The sequence below is a fragment of the Maribellus sediminis genome (assembly GCF_011799805.1).
Classification (GTDB): Bacteria; Bacteroidota; Bacteroidia; order Bacteroidales; family Prolixibacteraceae; genus Draconibacterium; species Draconibacterium sediminis_A.
Genome location: NZ_WXUB01000001.1, coordinates 1,354,821 through 1,371,573 on the forward strand (window position 1 = coordinate 1,354,821; position 16,753 = coordinate 1,371,573).

Below are 16,753 nucleotides of genomic sequence, written 5' to 3' on the forward strand. Positions count from 1 at the left end.
ATTACCATGTACAAAGCGATTCTATTTATTTTTTTAGTAGCAATCTTGTTTGGATGCGATACAAACCGGAAAATTCAAAGCTTAGTCCCGAATGAGGTTGGGACAGCTCCAAATTATTGGTGCACATGGTATTGGCAAAACTACCTCATCCTAAAAGGGCAGGAAGTAACAAATCCTGATGCTGCAACTGTTTATACAAATACAGCAGCAAGAGAAGAAATGAACGAAGAGAATATCTTTGGTGAGCAAGGCATGGCGGTGGTAATGTTGCCGAAAACAAGAAGCGACTATTATTTTGTGATTGACCACGGCTGGCAAGATAAACGAATCAAGGATAATACATTTTTCACCTTAATAATGGACACGCTTGATTTTCCCAGATGCGCAAAGTTCGATCCAAAGGAACGAATAAAACAAATGAACCTTGATATCAAAGAACTGGGTTGGAAAGGACTTGGATTGTGGGTTCGGGGAAATCCGTCGGAGGATGAAATGAGAAAATTTGTGGAGTGGAGCAAATATGCAGGAGTTGAATACTGGAAGATAGATGGAGGGGATATTGCCCATTATTACGCCTCCAAAATTAAAGATGAGATATATCCTGAGCTGACTTTGGAGCATATTACGGGTACAGGACCGGTAAATCCTAAATGGAATACCCCCGGGTTAACTTCATATCTTTCAGTTTATAATGGACAAAATGCTGTTTCTCAGGAATTGAATGCTTCATTAAATTCGACTACAGAAAAAGCAGAAAAATCATTGGATGTTATCAAAAATACAGATGTATTCAGAACGTATGATGCAGCACCTTTGCTGGTGAGTACAACTACCATGCAAAGAGTACATGATATATTAGTGCAAACTGCAGGTAACAATGACTATAAAGCCTTTCTTAATATTCAGGATGATTGTAACATTGCTGCAGCTTTGGGTTTACTTGTTGCAGCTAAACGTCACCCGATGAATACCCCGCGAATGTACGATGGAAAAGATTTTCATTTACAGATTTCCGGAGACCGACATGTAGACAAACGACTAAATGAAATGGATAGACTTGCATTATGGCAACGTATTGCACCTCCAATGGTTGCCGGTTATGGAACCTATCATTTTTCGACCCAAAGCCTTGTCGACAGTATTGTTTTCCAAAAAAATGACACTTGGCTAAAGTCGACACACGGAAAGATGGTACGGCAAAGTGCTCCTGCAATAATGACTCGAAATATAGCTCTTCCCGAAGTTAAATGCGAAGGAATACCACCTTATGTACTGGCTTCAAAATTTCCAAATGGTGCTATAGCAATTGCTACTGAAGGGCGGGTTACACCCGATAAAAGCTGGCAACATCCAAAGGCCGATATTACATTAAAGGAAGTGGAGCTTAATAAACCCATCGGTATATTTGGTTACTATGAATCTTTAACATTCGAATTTTCAGAAACCTTACCTGATGAAATTAAGATTTATGGACAGGATCTTTTGTCAAAAAAAGCAATCGATATCACAAATAAAATAAAGAGAAATAAGAATAGCTTTATAATTCAAGGTGATCTGATTGATGAAATAGGAACTATGGCCGGAGACAAAGGCGATATCTCGGTTCCGGGAATGGTTATTAAAATTATTTCTGATAGAGTCAATTAGCCAGTTTCTAAGATTTATCCGGGCAATGATAGGCGATGTTGGTTGTCAAATGATCAAATAATATAATGATGGGCATATGTTGAATTTCGTTTTTAAAAATATTAATACTGAAAATTCTATTAAAATGAATAAACTCAGAACTGCTTTTTATTCCGTACTACTTCTGATCTCGGTGTCGTTCGTGGCTTGCACATCTTCTACACAATCGAAGCAAGAAACGGCAGCACCGGAAACAAAACCCAATATTGTAATTATTTACCTCGATGATTTGGGGTATGGCGATATGGGGGCCTACGGAGCAACTGAAATTAAAACGCCAAATATGGATCGTTTGGCAAACGATGGTGTTATGTTTACCGACGGACATGCTTCGTCGTCAACCTGTACCCCAAGTCGTTATGCGTTGTTAACCGGCATGTATCCTTGGCGAAACAAAGATGCTAAGATTTTGCCGGGTACGGCACCGCTGATTATTGATACGGCACAGGTAACTATCCCAAAAATGCTGAAGGGACAGGGTTATTACACCGGAGTTGTAGGTAAATGGCACCTCGGTTTGGGAACCGGGCATGTTGATTGGAATAAACATGTTTCTCCCGGCCCGAATGAAGTTGGTTTCGATTACGCCTACATTATGGCGGCCACACAGGACAGGGTTCCTACGGTTTATCTTGAAAACGGACTGGTAGAAGGACTGGATCCGAACGATCCGATTGAGGTGGATTACGAGAAAAAGTTTGAAGGAGAACCTACCGGAAAAGACAATCCTGAGTTGCTAACCATGAAATGGCACCACGGGCATAATAATTCAATAGTAAATGGAATTCCGCGAATTGGATTTATGAAAGGTGGCGAAAAAGCTAAATGGAGCGATGTGGATATGGCCGATCATTTTTTGGCAAAAGCTCAGGATTATGTGAAGGAACATAAGGACGAACCGTTCTTTTTATACTATGCCTTGCAGCAACCACACGTTCCGCGTACTCCAAATCCACGGTTTGTAGGTAGTACCGATTTGGGGCCGCGTGGCGATGTGATTGTTGAAGCCGACTGGTGTATTGGTGAATTTCTGAAAACCCTGGAAGAAGAAGGAATTCTGGAAAATACACTGATTATTTTCTCAAGCGATAATGGCCCGGTGTTGAATGATGGTTATTATGATGATGCGGTAGAGCGAATTGGCGATCATGATCAGAATGGAGGGCTTAGAGGCGGAAAATACAGCTTATTCGAAGCCGGCACACGTGTTCCGTTTATTACCTACTGGAAAGGAAAGATTATGCCCGCAAAATCGGATGCGCTGATTAGTCAGATTGATCTGCTGGCCTCGCTGGCAAAACTTACCGGAACAGAAGAAGGCACCACCGACAGCCAGGAATTACTGGATGTTCTTCTTGGAAAATCAGAAAAGGGGAGAGAAGATCTCGTTTTGGAAGCCACTTCGCGGACAGCTTATCGTAAGGGCCAATGGTTGATGATTCCGCCATACAAAGGCCCGGCAAAAATTGCTTCGGTAAACATTGAAATTGGTAACGCACCTGAGTATCAACTCTACAATTTAAGTGACGATTTAGGGCAGCAGGAGAATATTGCAGCAGGTAATCCTGATGTTCTAAAGGAAATGATAAAGGAATACACAGCCATTGTTGGAGTCCCAAATTCGGAGGTGGAAGCAGTGGAGCTAAAGTAGTTTTCTGAACACTTTAACCAGGATATAGAAGAAAGTCTATGGGAAGATTATCAAATCGACCATGGACTTTTTTTGTGTCTTTTAGGAAGATAGCTATTCAGGTTTGGATAAATTTGGCTCTGATATCATCAGCCTAAGTTTGAACTTTCGAAAACAAATCTTATGCAAAAAAAAAAGAGTCACAAGAAATAAATCTTGTAACTCTTTGATTTTTAGTGGTCGGGATACCAGGATTCGAACCTGGGACCCCCTGCTCCCAAAGCAGGTGCGCTAACCGGACTGCGCTACATCCCGATGTTATATTTTTTTGCGGAGAGAGGGGGATTCGAACCCCCGGTACGGTTACCCGTACGTCAGTTTAGCAAACTGGTGGTTTCAGCCACTCACCCACCTCTCCTTTTTAAAATGAAGTGCGGCAGTTTAGCATCCCGAATTCTCGGGATCAGCCACTCATCCATCTCTGCTAAAGATGATTAAAGTTGCTAAATTTCCCTCGCCTCTCAGCGGTGGTCATTAAAACTTCATCACAGTGTCAAAAGAACGTTGTTACTGTTCGTTTTTCGTGCGTGCAAAAGTAGAAATTGTTTTTACATTGACAAAAATTTCATGAAAAAAAAGGCGAAAAAAGCACACTTCCTTTAGTCGGCTATTTCTTGTTTTCTGTAGTGCCTTATTTTTCAGCAGATTCAGCGTTTTTCATTTGTATTGTTCAATGATTTTTGCGGCAATATTTCCAGGTACCTTGAAAACTGTACCATGGCGCACACCTCCTGTAAACGATATTTTTTCTGAAATATCCTTCCAGTTTTTTAGATCGCTTGATTCAACAGCTCCCATTTCTTTTTTACGGTATTTGTCGAAGTACACAATGTATTTATCCCCGGATTTAATGCAGGTGGGGCCTTCAGCCCAGTAGTTTCCCGTAATTGGTTCCGAGGCATCGGAGTACGGACCGGTAATTGTAGTTGCAGTTGCCCAACGGATATTTTTCTCCGGGTCGGGCCAGCGTGTTTCATCTTTTAAGAACAACACGTACTTATTCTTCAGTTTTAATATAGAACCATCAATTACGTTGAAGCCACGATCGTACAGCAATTTTGTATCGCTAAACGTCTCGAAATCGTTCGTGGTAACATAGTACATACGGTGGTTGTAGCCATCGTCGCCGATGGCATCGGTTTCAGGGAAACGGCCGGGAATGGTGGTTGACCAGAAAATCATGTATTGTTTTTCTTCATCGTCGTAAACGATTTCCGGTGCCCAGCAGTTTCTTGCAGTCGCTTCATGCTCCATCACCGGAATATATTTTTGTTCCGACCAGGTGATCAGATCTTTCGAACTGGCGTAACCGATCCCTTTTTCTGTCCAGCCGGCTGTCCAAACCATGTGGAATTGTTTGTCGGGGCCGAAAATGATACAGGGATCGCGCATTAAAACGCTTTCTCCAACAGCCGGAGTTAAAAATGATTCATCGTTTTTTAAAGTGTTCCATTTATAGCCGTCGTTGCTGTAGGCTAAATGCAGCCCGTCTTCACCGTTCCCTTTAAAATAGGAGAAAAACAACACATCATTTTGTGCAATGCCAAATAATGGCAGTACTAAAAAGACGAATAGCAGTCGTTTAAAATTCATAATTCGGAATTTGATTACAGCAAAAATATGGATTCCGTTTCAATGAAACGATCGGAAATTCAGCTAATCCTTATCGATTTTGAGATTATCGGCATGGAGTTGTTTAGATATTGTGTTTAAAAGGTTAAACAAAAGTACGTTTTATCTGTTTCTTCATTTTGTATTAAATAGTAGAAACAGAAATACAATTATCCAATGAGTTACAGGGAAGAAATACTTTTCACCAATTTCAGCAAGGAAAGAAATGGAAAAGAAACAAACGGGAAACATCACGATACCTTAGGCGATAATCATGTTGCCACATCAATTGATACCCCTTTGCGCAAGGATGCATTTGAACTAAGCGATGAACAAAAAATAGCGCTTATTGAAGACAAGTTTCGCGATATTATGCAAGTAATCGGACTTGATCTTAACGACGATAGTTTGCAGGGAACACCGCATCGTGTGGCCAAAATGTTTGTTCAGGAAATCTTTTACGGGCTGAATCCGGCGAATAAACCCAAAATCTCGGTTTTCGACAATAAATTCAAATACGGTGAAATGTTGCTGGAAAAGAACATCAATATGAACTCGTTTTGCGAGCACCACTTTTTACCAATCGTTGGAAAAGCACACGTGGCTTACATTTCGAGCGGCGAGGTGATCGGGTTAAGCAAAATCAACCGGATTGTAGATTATTTTGCACGCCGCCCACAGGTGCAGGAACGCCTGACGGTACAAATTGCCGCCGAACTCAAAAAGGTGTTGAAGACCGATGATGTGGCAGTGGTGATCGACGCCAAACACATGTGTGTTTCGTGCCGCGGCATCAAAGACGAAAGCAGCACGACCATTACCGCAGAATATTCGGGTAAATTCAAGGAAAAAGATACACGCGAAGAATTTCTGAAATACCTGAATCTGTAAAACTACCGATTCAGGATTTTCCTTCGAAATAGCTTTCCTGCATGCTTATAACCGATTTGTGAAATTCAGGAAAGCGCAACCACAGGTCTTTGTCGCAGTTTTTTAACGATTTGCATTCAATACAGGAGTCGAACTTCTTTTTGATTGCGCAGCTGCGAACAGTGCAGTTGGTCATCACAACTCCTGCAGGCTTGTCATCATTTTTACATCCGAAACAGAAAATTTTGTCGGCAGAGAATTCTACATGGTAACGTTCTTTGATTTCCCACTGATCATAAGCTGCTTTTTTTAGCGTTGAATCATTTTTCAGGGAAGCTTCCAAAAACTGGCAGTCTTTGGGGCAGGTATAGCCGCAGTAATTCAGTTTTTTCGGATCTTGTACCTCGTCCTGTGGAAAAGAGAAGGCCAGTAATTTTCCCGAAACAAGTAGGGCGCATCCGGCAATGGAAGAGTTTCTGATAAATTGGCGACGGTCAGATTGAGTTCTCATACTTGGTAGTATTGGTTTTTGATTAATAGACAATTGCAAACGAACTTACCCTTAAGGCACTTTATTCTGAATGCTGCTTTCGTGTGCGTTAATTGTTCACAAAATCTTCATTATTTACGTGTGTATCAATTCTTCGTCACGGTCAAAATGTATTAACTTTGAGCCTTAAAATTTTAAACCAGGAAAAATGAAGAGAGATACTGCGGTTTTTGACATTATAAAAAAGGAACACGAACGCCAGTTAAGCGGAATCGAATTAATTGCGTCGGAGAACTTTGTCAGCGATCAGGTGATGGAAGCTATGGGTTCGGTGCTGACCAACAAATATGCAGAAGGCTACCCGGGGAAAAGGTATTACGGAGGTTGCCAGTTTGTTGACGAAAGCGAACAACTTGCCATCGACCGCATCAAGAAGATCTACGATGCAGAATGGGCGAACGTTCAGCCGCACTCAGGAGCTCAGGCAAACGCTGCGGTTTTGAGTGTTATTTTGAAACCCGGAGATACTTTTCTTGGTTTGGATCTTTCGCACGGAGGTCACCTTTCGCACGGTTCGCATGTAAACTCATCGGGCATTTTATACAATCCGGTGGCTTACAAAGTAAAAGAAGATACCGGAATGGTGGATTACGACGAAATGGAAGCTTTGGCCATCGAGCACAAACCAAAACTGATTATTGGTGGAGCATCGGCTTACAGTCGTGAGTGGGACTACAAACGCATGCGCGAAATTGCTGATAAAGTGGGCGCACTGTTTATGGTAGATATGGCTCACCCTGCAGGTTTAATTGCAGCCGGTTTGCTCGATAATCCATTGAAATATGCTCACGTTGTAACATCTACAACGCACAAAACATTACGTGGTCCGCGTGGTGGAATCATTCTTATAGGGAAAGATTTTGAAAATCCATGGGGAATTACAACACCCAAAGGTGTGGTACGTACAATGTCATCTTTGCTGGATTCAGCTGTTTTCCCGGGACAACAGGGTGGACCGCTTGAACATGTAATTGCAGCTAAAGCCGTTGCTTTTGGCGAAGCCCTCGAGCCGGAATACAAAGAATACCAGGCCCAGGTAAAAAAGAATGCTGCAGTAATGGCACAGGCTTTTGTTGATTTGGGATACAAAGTTATTTCAGGTGGAACCGACAACCACTCGATGTTGATCGACCTGCGTACCAAATATCCTGAGATTACAGGTAAACTGGTTGAAAATACCATTGTGAATGCTGAGATCACAGTAAACAAAAACATGGTTCCTTTCGACAGCCGCTCACCGTTCCAGACTTCTGGTTTGCGTGTGGGAACACCGGCCATTACCACCCGTGGTGTTAAAGAAGACCTGATGCCGGTTATCGTTCAGCTAATCGACGACGCTATTGCCAATATCGACAACGATAAAATGATCAAATCAATTGGCGAAAAAGTACACGGAATGATGAAAGATTATCCGCTTTTTGCGTATTAGGAATTAAAAACCGAACAACATAAAACCCTAAGGGAGCTTTGCACCCTTAGGGTTTTTCTTTTACTTTTGGTAGGTTGGCGAACGCCGCCGATCCATCCCGATGAGCTTTGCCGAATCGGGGAAACTCTGAACTCAATTCGTTATGGAATGGTACCTTATTTTAGCTTTAATCGGAACCGGAATTGCAGCCGGTTTTATTAATACCACAGCCGGAGGTGGTTCAATGCTCACACTTCCTTTGTTGATGTTTTTGGGTTTGCCGGCCAATGTGGCTAACGGTACTAACCGGGTTGCAATTCTGCTGCAGAATGTAATCGGTGTTCAAACTTTCAGAAAAAAGCAGGTGCTCGATTTAAAAACCGATTACAAACTTGCAATACCTGCCATCATCGGATCGGTTATCGGGGCTTTGGTTGCGGTAGAAATAAATGTGGAGTTGCTAAAAAATATCATTGCAGGTTTAATGGTTCTGTTGTTGCTTGTTGTGGTATTAAAACCCGACGTTTGGATAAAGGAACGCGCCGGTTCAACACTGGCAAAACCTACCGTTTTACAATATATAATTTTCTTTTTTATTGGTTTGTATGGTGGCTTTATTCAAATGGGTGTTGGCTTCTTTTTACTCGCCGGACTTGTGCTGGGCTGTGGTCAGGATCTGGTTCGGGCCAATGCAATCAAGGTTTTTATTGTACTGATTTATACTGTTTTTTCATTGGGGATATTTATTTACAACAAGCAGGTTGATATTTTAGCCGGATTGATCCTGGCAGCCGGGAACATGTTTGGAGCCTGGCTGGGGGCCAACTTCGCCGTAAAAGGCGGTGCAAAATATGTGAGGTACGTTCTCATTTTGGCCATGATCATTGTGATCTTAAATTTGTTTGGATTGTTTGGTTAAGCGTACAACAGTAGATAACGAAGACTCCGTTCATCGGAGCGAATTCTCCCCTCGAGGGGAGTGCCCGAAGGGAAGGGGTGATTAACTTTTAAATACAGTTTCGATTTGCAGCACAAAACTAAAATACCAGTCACAGTTATCACCGGTTTTCTGGGGGCCGGGAAAACCACTTTTATCAATAACCTTCTTCAAAAGTACCAGGGACGGAAATTTGCATTGGTGGAGAATGAATTTGGCGAGGTGGCTATCGATACCAAACTGATAAAAGGTGTTGATGCCAGTCAGATGTTCGAATTGAAACAAGGCTGTATTTGCTGTACCATTACCGATGAATATGAACTGGTATTACAGGAATTGGCCGAACGTTTTCTGGATGTAGAACATTTGCTGATTGAAACGACCGGCGTGGCTGATCCGGCCGGTGTTATCCAGCCTTTTTTTCACGACGAGCAACTAAAGGAACTGTATCAGTATAACGGGACCATCTGTTTGCTGGATACTTTGCATTATAAGGATCAGCCGGAGAAAGAGCTTACTATGAAACAGCTGGCTGTGGCCGACCTTATACTTGTAAATAAATCGGAAAAGCTAGATAAGAGGTCTACAGCTGATATTAAATCTGAACTTCGCGCTATCAATCCATTTGCTGTTGTTGATTTTACCTCATTTGGTCAAGCTGAAGAAATTGAATTAGATCAACTCCAAGAGAAGGAGCGGTCGGTTTTCGATTTTGTGAGTTTGGCTTCTTCACACACACACATTCAAACAAAAACGTATAAGTTCGACCACCTGTTGAGCAGGGAAGAGTTTATGCGTAACCTGGAATACACCATCGACATTTATAAACGAGAGATTTACCGGGTAAAAGGAGTGCTGTACTTTCAAAACGAGCCTTTTGAATACATTCTTCAGGGCGTTGGCGGCAGTTTCGAATTGATCGAGGGAGATCCTTACCTAAAGCCCGGTGAAAGTAAAATTGTGTTTATCGGGAAACTGGAAAATGTAAAGTTCCGATCAGTTTAACAAAGCGATCCACAACGGAATAATAATCACCGAAAGCAGTGTGCCCAGCACTACAATTCTAGCTACCAGTTTTGTTTCCAGTTTGTACTGAACAGCCAATGCGTAAGGTGTCAGTCCAAGCGGCATGGCAGCGTCGAGGATGGTAGCTTTTAGTTGCAGGTCATTTAATCCGGCGGTGTGAATACCGAAGTGCAGCAGAAAAGGGAAAACAAACATCGTAATTACTACAAAAACAAAAACACGGATCCACTCACGGGGAGCGCCAATTTTATTCTGCCCGAGGAAAATTCCAAGCGAAAACAATACCACCGCGGTTACCGATTCAGCAAAAAGGCTGATGGTTTTATCGATAAACGAAGGGACCTTGATTTGAAATACAACAATAGCAACTCCCACAAAAACCGAAAGCAGCAATGGGTTTTTGACCAGGCTAAGTACCAACTTTTTCGGCTGAATGCCTTCTTCACCGGTTGCTTCGATGAGGATGATCCCAAGCGTCAGCAGCCAGAAAACATACACTGAAGAAAGAATGGCTGCCACCGGCAAAATTTCATCTCCAAAACTGTTACGCAGAACCGGAATACCGAGGTACGCCACGTTACCAAACGAAAGAATCAGGAAGAGCGAACTTCTCAGTTGCTTTGAGAATTTGAAGATGCGTGCAATGGGGAAGGCCAGCAACATGCAACCCGCGATGTATGCCGAATTGATAAGAATAAGCTGCGTATAGGATTCGCCCTGCGGATCGAGGTGCATCAGCGAAGCGATCACCAGTGCCGGGAATCCGATCCAGAGCGCATACTTGTTAAGTACATCAACCCACGGACCGTGTGAGGCTTTGCTGCGCGAAAATAGTGTTCCGGTAAAAATAACGAGAAACAGGGGAGCAACCGTTTTCAGGGCCAGCAGGAAATGTGCCATAATACCCTTTTTACTTGTTAACGGGCAGCGCCCATTCGCCGTAACTGATGTGCTCGCGAACGTCGGTCACAAACATGCCCGCCTCTCTGGCTGCTGAAATACCCAGATCGCCGTCTTCGAAAACCTGGCAAAATTGGGATTCAACGCCCATTAGTTCGGCACAGCGTACAAAGGTTTCGGGGTGTGGTTTGTGTTTCTCCACATCGTCGGCAGAAACAACAAAATCGAAATAATCCGTCAATCCCAATGCTTTCAGCTGCACTTCAGCGCTGCGGCCACTGGCACCGGTTCCAACTGCCATTGGCAATTTTCCGTGGTAGTTTTTTACAATGGCGATTACTTCTGCAACGGGCTCCAGCAAATGGGCCAGATCCCAAAACGATTGTTGCTTCAAACGCACCAGTACATTTGGATCTTCATCCAACTTGTATTGCTCAATTATTCGTTTGGCAAACTCGATGGTAGGCCGGCCCGTCATTTCGAAAATGATATTCGGATCAAATTCAAATCCGTATTTTTCGCCTACCAGTTTCCATGTTTCCACATGCACCGGCAACGAATTCGAAAGCGTTCCGTCTAAATCAAAAATCAAAGCTTTAGCCTCAGAATGTACTGATATTCCCATCTTAAATTGTTTGCGTTCAAAAGTAATACAACCCAAAAATATGGCATTTGTTCCCAAAGCTTCCTACAAAAACTTAATTATCACTTAATGGATGTATTGCATTTATTATCTTTGAAGAAACCAATAAACCGTATAAATCCTATGAAAAAGTTACTGCTCCTCGTCCTCTCATTCTTTACTTTATTGTCATTTGCAAATGGCTCCGGCAATAATCCGAAAGGTAAGCAAAAAGATATCGTGTCGGAGAAATGGCAACTGGTATGGGAAGATAATTTTGATGTTGACGGCTTGCCTGATTCCGAAATTTGGGGATACGAGGTTGGTTATGTTCGAAATCGTGAAGCGCAATATTATACGAAGGGCAGAGTGGAAAATGCCAGAGTTGAAAACGATTGTCTGGTAATTGAAGCGAGAAAGGACAACTGGGAGGGCCATGAAATCACATCGGCGAGTTTACAAACTTACGGTAAAAAGAGCATCCTTTACGGAAAGATTGAAGTACGCGCAAAATTACCCACAGGCAAAGGCACCTGGCCCGCAATCTGGATGTTAGGCGACAGTTACGGCGAAGGTACCAGGTGGCCCGACTGCGGAGAAATCGATATCATGGAAAATGTAGGCTTTAATCCCGACCGGATTCATGCCAATGTTCATACTAAAAAATTCAATCACTCTATTGGAACAGGCAGAGGAAGTTACATTGATATTGAGAAGCCGTTTGAAGATTTTCATGTTTATGCGCTCGAATGGGACGAGAAAGAATTGCGTTTTTATGTGGACGATCAGCTCTATTTTACCTGTAAAGATGACGGAACGGGTAACGATGCCTGGCCATTTGATAAACCTCAATACCTGATTTTGAATCTGGCAATCGGAGGAACCTGGGGCGGTCAGCAGGGAATAGCCGACGATCTCTTGCCCCAAAAATATTACATCGATTATGTTCGTGTATACAAACAAAAGTGAATTGGAATAAAAAAGAGGCCCGTCCGTTTGGATGGCCTCTTTCCAGATATACTCTTGAATAGAACTCTTACTGGTCGATTTCCCACGAAATAACAATATTGGTTCCCATTTTTACCTCGTCGGGTTCCATCAGATCGATTATTTCACTATATGATTCAGCCTGCATCATTAGTCCTGATTTCCGCAAGGCGGGAGGATTATTAATTCCGATGATATTCGGCTCGCCGTACTGAATAGCACTGATCTTGCTTAACTCAACACCTGATGCAGCGGCAATTATCCCTGCTTTTTCTTTTGCATCGTCAACGGCAAGCTTTATGAGCTTTGCTTTTACTTCGGCGATCTGTTTTTCCGAAAGCTGAAAGTTCAGGTTGAAATTCGATTCCAGATTGTCTTTAATGAGTGTGAAGATCAAATCGTTTTTGTCGTAATCCCTTTTGGTGCGAACGGTTAGCGGAACGGTAGCCTGGTAGCCGTCGAATACCATTTTTCGCAGTTCGGGGTCATGGCGTTGAATTTCCCTGATGGAATAGTTGTTGGTTTTAATCAGGTTCTTATCGATACCATTATCGGTAAACAGCGATTTTATTTCCGCCAGTTTTTGCACCGCGAGATCGGAACAGGTTTTATAATCAGTATCTTTTACCGACATCATAACGTTGAACCAGATTTCCTCGGGAAGCAGTTTTACTTCCGATTTTCCTTCAACGGTTAACAAACTTTTTTCAGCCGATTGTGCAAACGAAGCTGCAGCAAAAAAGATTACCGCAAGAATTAAAACAACTTTCTTCATGACCTTAATTTTTGATGATTTTTGTAGTAAATCTGTTTTTCTGGTTTTGCAAGGAAACAAAATAAATGCCAGAAGTCAATGTGCTAAGTTCGATTTCGTTCTTAAAGTTATTTAAAGTCCGGCTTAGAACAATGCGACCCTGCAGGTTGCTGATCACTATCTGCTGAAAATCATCGCGGTTATTTAGTATCAGTTTGTTCTGAACCGGGTTTGGAAATATCTGGCTGTCCACATCTTTTTTCAATAAGGAAGATGAAGGTTCCTGTAGTTCGATCGATTCCAGAACAATGGATTTGAAAGACACATTTTCAGCCGAGCGCCCCATATCGAAAACGATTCTGGCGGCATTATCATTTTCCTTCATATCGAATACGTAGGAATACGTGGCGAATTCGGTGCCGATATTCGTGGAATTGTATCCGCTGTACGACGACCATGGCGACACGCTTTGGCCGGTATAGGCGTTAATTTGTCGCTGCCCGGCGGCTTTTGCCACAAATGTTACCCGGTATTTTTTTCCCGCTTCAAGTCGGACGTTGTTTTTTACCAGCTGAACATGCCAGTTTTCGGTGCCAACACTGTTGATAGTAATGTCGAGATTGCCCGATGAATTTTCTTTGATGGCAGACGCGCCACCTTGAGTGTAGACGTTCCAGCCCGAAGTATTCTGCGAAAAGCCGGATGTATAAACAGGGGTACCGACATAATAAGCCGGTTCGGGCATCGGATTGTGCAGGAGTGCATCAACCAGAAACTTTCTGTAAGTGTCGCTGCCGGGATTGTAAATTCCAAAACCTGCGCTGAATTCCCAGTAGGCCCAGCTCCAGTTCTGGCTTTCGAAATAGCGGGCCAGGTAGGTAGTCCATTTGCCACGTGAGCTTTCGTCGGCTTTGCTGTACGAACCGAATTCGCCAATGTGAACAGGAACATTGTTTTGTGTTTCCATGGTTTTTAAAGGGGCAAAATCGTTTTGAATTACCTGCCGTTCGGTTTCGGTATCGTTCCATTTGGTTCCCAGCCAGGCGTCCGATCCTTCCGACCATTCCGCACCCTGGTGTGTAAAATGAAACGGGTTGTAGTAGTGGATGGTCAAAATAATATTGTCATCGTTGGGGAGTTCGAGTTTCGGTAATCCACCTAAACCTCCCCATTCCGGAGTGCCGATCAGAACTACGCGCTTAGGATTTGTTACCCTTATCTTCGCCAGCGCATCAACAAGGAAAGTATTCCATTTTGTGGCCGTCATGGCACCATTGGGTTCGTTTAATATTTCGAAAAGCAACTCGTCGGGGTAATCTTTAAAGAACTCTGCTATCTGTTCCCATTGAGCCAGGAAACGTGCCTTTTGCGCATCCGGATCTGTCAGCAATGCTTCGTGGTGGTGCATGTTTATAATTGCCAATAATCCGTTATTGAGGCACGAATCAACCACTTGCTTTATGCGATTGAGGAAAATTTCTTCTATGGTGAATGGGAAGGTGGAAGAGCTTCTGGCTTCCGGTTCCCAGCGAATCGGAATTCGAACATGATGAAAGCCAAGATCAGCAATTATTCCTGCATATTCAGCCTGCCAGGGATTTCCCCAACCTGTTTCTGTGGGGGCCTCAAACATATTTCCGAAATTGACACCGCGCCCCAGTTTTTCGTTAATTTCAAAAGCATGTTCACGGTTTTGTGCAAAAACAGAGCAGGCACACGTAAGCAGCAACATCAAAAAGAAAGATTTCATAAGGTTTGATTTTGTTGTGCTTGTAAAGGTAAAAAAAGAGGCCGCAAAACCTTTCGCTTGCAGCCTTAAAATCGTTTGGTATTTAGTGAACTAAACCAGCTTTTTTTTGAAAAAATCAGCAGTACGTTGCCAGGCCAGTTTAGCGGCTTTTTCATCGTAACGCGGCGTGGTGTCGTTGTGAAATCCGTGATTGGCGCCTTCATAAATATAGGCCGTGTACTCTTTGTTATTTGCTTTTAGCGCCGCTTCATAAGCGGGCCAGCCGGCATTTACACGCTGGTCGAGGCCGGCATAATGCAGCAACAAGGGCGCCTGAATCTTTGGAACATCTTCAGCATCAGGTTGCCCACCGTAAAACGGAACGGCAGCTTTCAAATCCGGAACCCGAACAGCCATCATGTTCGAAATCCAGCCACCAAAACAAAAACCTACCACTCCAATATTTCCGTCACATTCGGGATGGTTTTTGAGGGTTTCAAAGGCAGCAATAAAATCCTCCAGCATTTCATTTCGGTCGCGTTTGCTTTGAAGGGCACGGCCATCGTCGTCATTGCCCGGGTAACCACCCAGCGGTGTTAAAGCATCCGGCGAAAGCGAAATAAAACCTTCAAGTGCAGCTCTTCGTCCAACATCGGCGATGTGCGGATTCAGCCCACGATTTTCGTGAACAACCACAATGCCCGGTAATTTTTTAGTATTGCCTGCAGGTCTCGAAAGTTGTCCCCTGATTTTACCCCCGCCTTTTGGCGAGGCATATTCGATGGTCTCGGTCTTTAACCTGCTGTCATCGGCTTTTACCTGTATCTTTTCCTGGTAATCAGGCATTATAAAACTCATCAGCGACGCTACCGTCAATCCACCAACGGCATAAGCCGAAAGTCGTTCCATAAACTGCCGGCGATCGATCTTGTTGTGTGCGTACTCGTCGTACAGGTCAAATACTCCCTGGTCAACCTGTTCTTTTTTTATGTTTTTCATGGAAAAGTATTTTCATTAAAAACCTGAAAAAGAATGTTTTGTTCAAGAAGAGCAAAGGCTTTTTTCGAGAAGGTACAAAACGTAAGGAAAGTAAAACGAGGGATTACCCGGAACTTAATTCAACGGGAGGATTCGGTGCTGTTCATTTCCAAAACCGGTCACTTCAATCTTGTTTTTGCTGAGTTTTACAATTGAAAAACTGTTGATATCAGCGGTTTCTACCATGCCTTTCAGGTTTAGGAAATGTATGCCATCGGTGAAGGTATAATTGCCTGCATGATTATGTCCGTTCATCCAGCATTTTACGCAATCATATTTTTTCAGGAGGTCAACAACTTCTTCGGTGTTCCAAAGTGAATGGGCATCGTAGGGCAGAAGCGGATAATGACAAAACAGGATTACTTTTTGCTGCTTGTCTTGTGCTTCCTGCAGCTCGCGTTCCATCCATTGAAGTTGCTCGTTACCAATTCCACCGTTCCATTCGTGGTAATTGGGTTTGCCTTCGTTCTTCAAGGTTGTGGTGAGTGTCTTTGCTTTTTCAACGATATTGGGGTCGTTCGATTGAAACGTAACATCGCTCCCGTTCAAAAAGATAAAACGCCAGCCTTTTTTTACAAACGAATACCACGTTTTATCAAGCATTAGTTTTTGAGGTACTTCTTGCAAATCCGCAATATTAACTTCCAGATCGTGATTGCCGATCACCTGGAAAATTTCTGTTTTCGATTGCGCTAAAATGGGAGTTATACTGTCGTAACTCGAAATATCCCTGTCGATCAGATCGCCCAGTCCAACGATAAACTTTACATTGCTACTGTTAAATTGCCGGATGCAGTCGTTCAGTTTGCCGAGTGAATTTCTGTAAAAACGGGTGCCCTTGGTGTCGCAATCGCAATACTGGCAATCGGCGAATACCCCAACTGTAATTTGCGATTTTGCCATTTGACTGAAACTGAATAGAAGCAGAACAAAGAATAGTTTTAG

The 16,753-nt window shown here is 43.1% G+C and carries 15 protein-coding genes and 2 tRNA genes; 7 read left to right on the plus strand and 10 right to left on the minus strand.

All coding sequences use genetic code 11. The features are described from left to right. The first annotated feature begins 6 nt into the window (after positions 1-6). Entirely contained in the window at positions 7-1,647 is a 1,641-nt protein-coding gene (locus tag HFD85_RS05250; protein ID WP_167605756.1) for a hypothetical protein, read from the plus strand. A 124-nt stretch (positions 1,648-1,771) separates the two neighbouring features. Further along, the gene (locus HFD85_RS05255; protein WP_167605759.1) at positions 1,772-3,337 is read left to right on the plus strand and encodes a sulfatase family protein; all 1,566 of its coding nucleotides are present in this window, start codon (positions 1,772-1,774) and stop codon (positions 3,335-3,337) included. A gap of 216 nt (positions 3,338-3,553) precedes the next feature. On the opposite strand, the gene HFD85_RS05260 is transcribed toward HFD85_RS05255, so the two are convergent. From HFD85_RS05260 to HFD85_RS05270, 3 genes are all read right to left on the minus strand, one after another. Beyond that, positions 3,554-3,631 (minus strand) — tRNA-Pro (locus tag HFD85_RS05260). A 16-nt stretch (positions 3,632-3,647) separates the two neighbouring features. Next, positions 3,648-3,734, minus strand: a tRNA-Ser gene (locus tag HFD85_RS05265). Between the two features lie 299 nt (positions 3,735-4,033). Continuing rightward, the gene (locus HFD85_RS05270) at positions 4,034-4,969 is read right to left on the minus strand and encodes a glycoside hydrolase family 43 protein (protein WP_167605762.1); all 936 of its coding nucleotides are present in this window, start codon (positions 4,967-4,969) and stop codon (positions 4,034-4,036) included. Between the two features lie 195 nt (positions 4,970-5,164). On the opposite strand from HFD85_RS05270, the gene folE reads away from it, so the two are divergent. Then, positions 5,165-5,878: a GTP cyclohydrolase I FolE gene (folE, locus tag HFD85_RS05275; RefSeq protein WP_167605765.1), complete on the plus strand. Its 714-nt coding sequence runs from the start codon at positions 5,165-5,167 to the stop codon at positions 5,876-5,878. A 10-nt stretch (positions 5,879-5,888) separates the two neighbouring features. Here the strand turns inward: folE and HFD85_RS05280 are convergent, their stop codons facing one another. Further along, entirely contained in the window at positions 5,889-6,368 is a 480-nt protein-coding gene (locus HFD85_RS05280) for a DUF3795 domain-containing protein (protein WP_167605768.1), read from the minus strand. 187 nt (positions 6,369-6,555) lie between these two features. Between HFD85_RS05280 and glyA the strand changes: the two genes are divergently transcribed. The 3 genes from glyA to HFD85_RS05295 all read left to right on the plus strand — a co-directional run bounded on the left by glyA (position 6,556) and on the right by HFD85_RS05295 (position 9,757). Further along, positions 6,556-7,836 (plus strand): serine hydroxymethyltransferase, encoded by a 1,281-nt coding sequence (gene glyA, locus HFD85_RS05285; RefSeq protein ID WP_167605771.1) that lies wholly within the window; start codon positions 6,556-6,558, stop codon positions 7,834-7,836. A 142-nt stretch (positions 7,837-7,978) separates the two neighbouring features. Continuing rightward, positions 7,979-8,734, plus strand: a complete 756-nt coding sequence (locus HFD85_RS05290; protein WP_167605774.1) for a sulfite exporter TauE/SafE family protein — start codon at positions 7,979-7,981, stop codon at positions 8,732-8,734. 105 nt (positions 8,735-8,839) lie between these two features. Further along, positions 8,840-9,757 carry a CobW family GTP-binding protein gene (locus HFD85_RS05295; RefSeq protein ID WP_167605777.1) on the plus strand — a complete coding sequence of 306 codons (918 nt, stop codon included), beginning with the start codon at positions 8,840-8,842 and terminating at the stop codon, positions 9,755-9,757. Here the strand turns inward: HFD85_RS05295 and HFD85_RS05300 are convergent. Both HFD85_RS05300 and HFD85_RS05305 read right to left on the minus strand, forming a co-directional pair. Then, positions 9,749-10,678, minus strand: a complete 930-nt coding sequence (locus tag HFD85_RS05300; RefSeq protein ID WP_167605780.1) for an AEC family transporter — start codon at positions 10,676-10,678, stop codon at positions 9,749-9,751. The genes HFD85_RS05295 and HFD85_RS05300 overlap by 9 nt on opposite strands. A gap of 10 nt (positions 10,679-10,688) precedes the next feature. After that, on the minus strand, positions 10,689-11,303 hold the full coding sequence (locus tag HFD85_RS05305) for a beta-phosphoglucomutase family hydrolase (RefSeq protein ID WP_167605783.1): 615 nt from the start codon (positions 11,301-11,303) through the stop codon (positions 10,689-10,691). Between the two features lie 141 nt (positions 11,304-11,444). On the opposite strand from HFD85_RS05305, the gene HFD85_RS05310 reads away from it, so the two are divergent. Beyond that, positions 11,445-12,269, plus strand: coding sequence for a glycoside hydrolase family 16 protein (locus tag HFD85_RS05310; protein ID WP_167605786.1), 825 nt, complete (start codon positions 11,445-11,447; stop codon positions 12,267-12,269). Between the two features lie 67 nt (positions 12,270-12,336). On the opposite strand, the gene HFD85_RS05315 is transcribed toward HFD85_RS05310, so the two are convergent. The 4 genes from HFD85_RS05315 to HFD85_RS05330 all read right to left on the minus strand — a co-directional run bounded on the left by HFD85_RS05315 (position 12,337) and on the right by HFD85_RS05330 (position 16,711). After that, positions 12,337-13,062: an SIMPL domain-containing protein gene (locus HFD85_RS05315; protein WP_167605789.1), complete on the minus strand. Its 726-nt coding sequence runs from the start codon at positions 13,060-13,062 to the stop codon at positions 12,337-12,339. A 4-nt stretch (positions 13,063-13,066) separates the two neighbouring features. Continuing rightward, positions 13,067-14,791: a cellulase family glycosylhydrolase gene (locus HFD85_RS05320; RefSeq protein WP_240925011.1), complete on the minus strand. Its 1,725-nt coding sequence runs from the start codon at positions 14,789-14,791 to the stop codon at positions 13,067-13,069. A gap of 90 nt (positions 14,792-14,881) precedes the next feature. Further along, positions 14,882-15,769, minus strand: a complete 888-nt coding sequence (locus tag HFD85_RS05325) for a dienelactone hydrolase family protein (RefSeq protein ID WP_167605792.1) — start codon at positions 15,767-15,769, stop codon at positions 14,882-14,884. A gap of 114 nt (positions 15,770-15,883) precedes the next feature. Next, positions 15,884-16,711: a metallophosphoesterase gene (locus HFD85_RS05330; RefSeq protein WP_167605795.1), complete on the minus strand. Its 828-nt coding sequence runs from the start codon at positions 16,709-16,711 to the stop codon at positions 15,884-15,886. Positions 16,712-16,753: the final 42 nt, after the last annotated feature.

Excerpts from the sequence above, each read along its gene's own strand:
- HFD85_RS05250 (WP_167605756.1), top strand. The coding sequence starts at position 7 with ATGTACAAAGCGATTCTATTTATTTTTTTAGTAGCAATCTTGTTTGGA.
- HFD85_RS05255 (WP_167605759.1), top strand. The coding sequence starts at position 1,772 with ATGAATAAACTCAGAACTGCTTTTTATTCCGTACTACTTCTGATCTCG.
- HFD85_RS05270 (WP_167605762.1), bottom strand. The coding sequence starts at position 4,969 with ATGAATTTTAAACGACTGCTATTCGTCTTTTTAGTACTGCCATTATTT.
- folE (WP_167605765.1), top strand. The coding sequence starts at position 5,165 with ATGAGTTACAGGGAAGAAATACTTTTCACCAATTTCAGCAAGGAAAGA.
- HFD85_RS05280 (WP_167605768.1), bottom strand. The coding sequence starts at position 6,368 with ATGAGAACTCAATCTGACCGTCGCCAATTTATCAGAAACTCTTCCATT.
- glyA (WP_167605771.1), top strand. The coding sequence starts at position 6,556 with ATGAAGAGAGATACTGCGGTTTTTGACATTATAAAAAAGGAACACGAA.
- HFD85_RS05290 (WP_167605774.1), top strand. The coding sequence starts at position 7,979 with ATGGAATGGTACCTTATTTTAGCTTTAATCGGAACCGGAATTGCAGCC.
- HFD85_RS05300 (WP_167605780.1), bottom strand. The coding sequence starts at position 10,678 with ATGGCACATTTCCTGCTGGCCCTGAAAACGGTTGCTCCCCTGTTTCTC.
- HFD85_RS05305 (WP_167605783.1), bottom strand. The coding sequence starts at position 11,303 with ATGGGAATATCAGTACATTCTGAGGCTAAAGCTTTGATTTTTGATTTA.
- HFD85_RS05310 (WP_167605786.1), top strand. The coding sequence starts at position 11,445 with ATGAAAAAGTTACTGCTCCTCGTCCTCTCATTCTTTACTTTATTGTCA.
- HFD85_RS05315 (WP_167605789.1), bottom strand. The coding sequence starts at position 13,062 with ATGAAGAAAGTTGTTTTAATTCTTGCGGTAATCTTTTTTGCTGCAGCT.
- HFD85_RS05320 (WP_240925011.1), bottom strand. The coding sequence starts at position 14,791 with ATGAAATCTTTCTTTTTGATGTTGCTGCTTACGTGTGCCTGCTCTGTT.
- HFD85_RS05325 (WP_167605792.1), bottom strand. The coding sequence starts at position 15,769 with ATGAAAAACATAAAAAAAGAACAGGTTGACCAGGGAGTATTTGACCTG.
- HFD85_RS05330 (WP_167605795.1), bottom strand. The coding sequence starts at position 16,711 with ATGGCAAAATCGCAAATTACAGTTGGGGTATTCGCCGATTGCCAGTAT.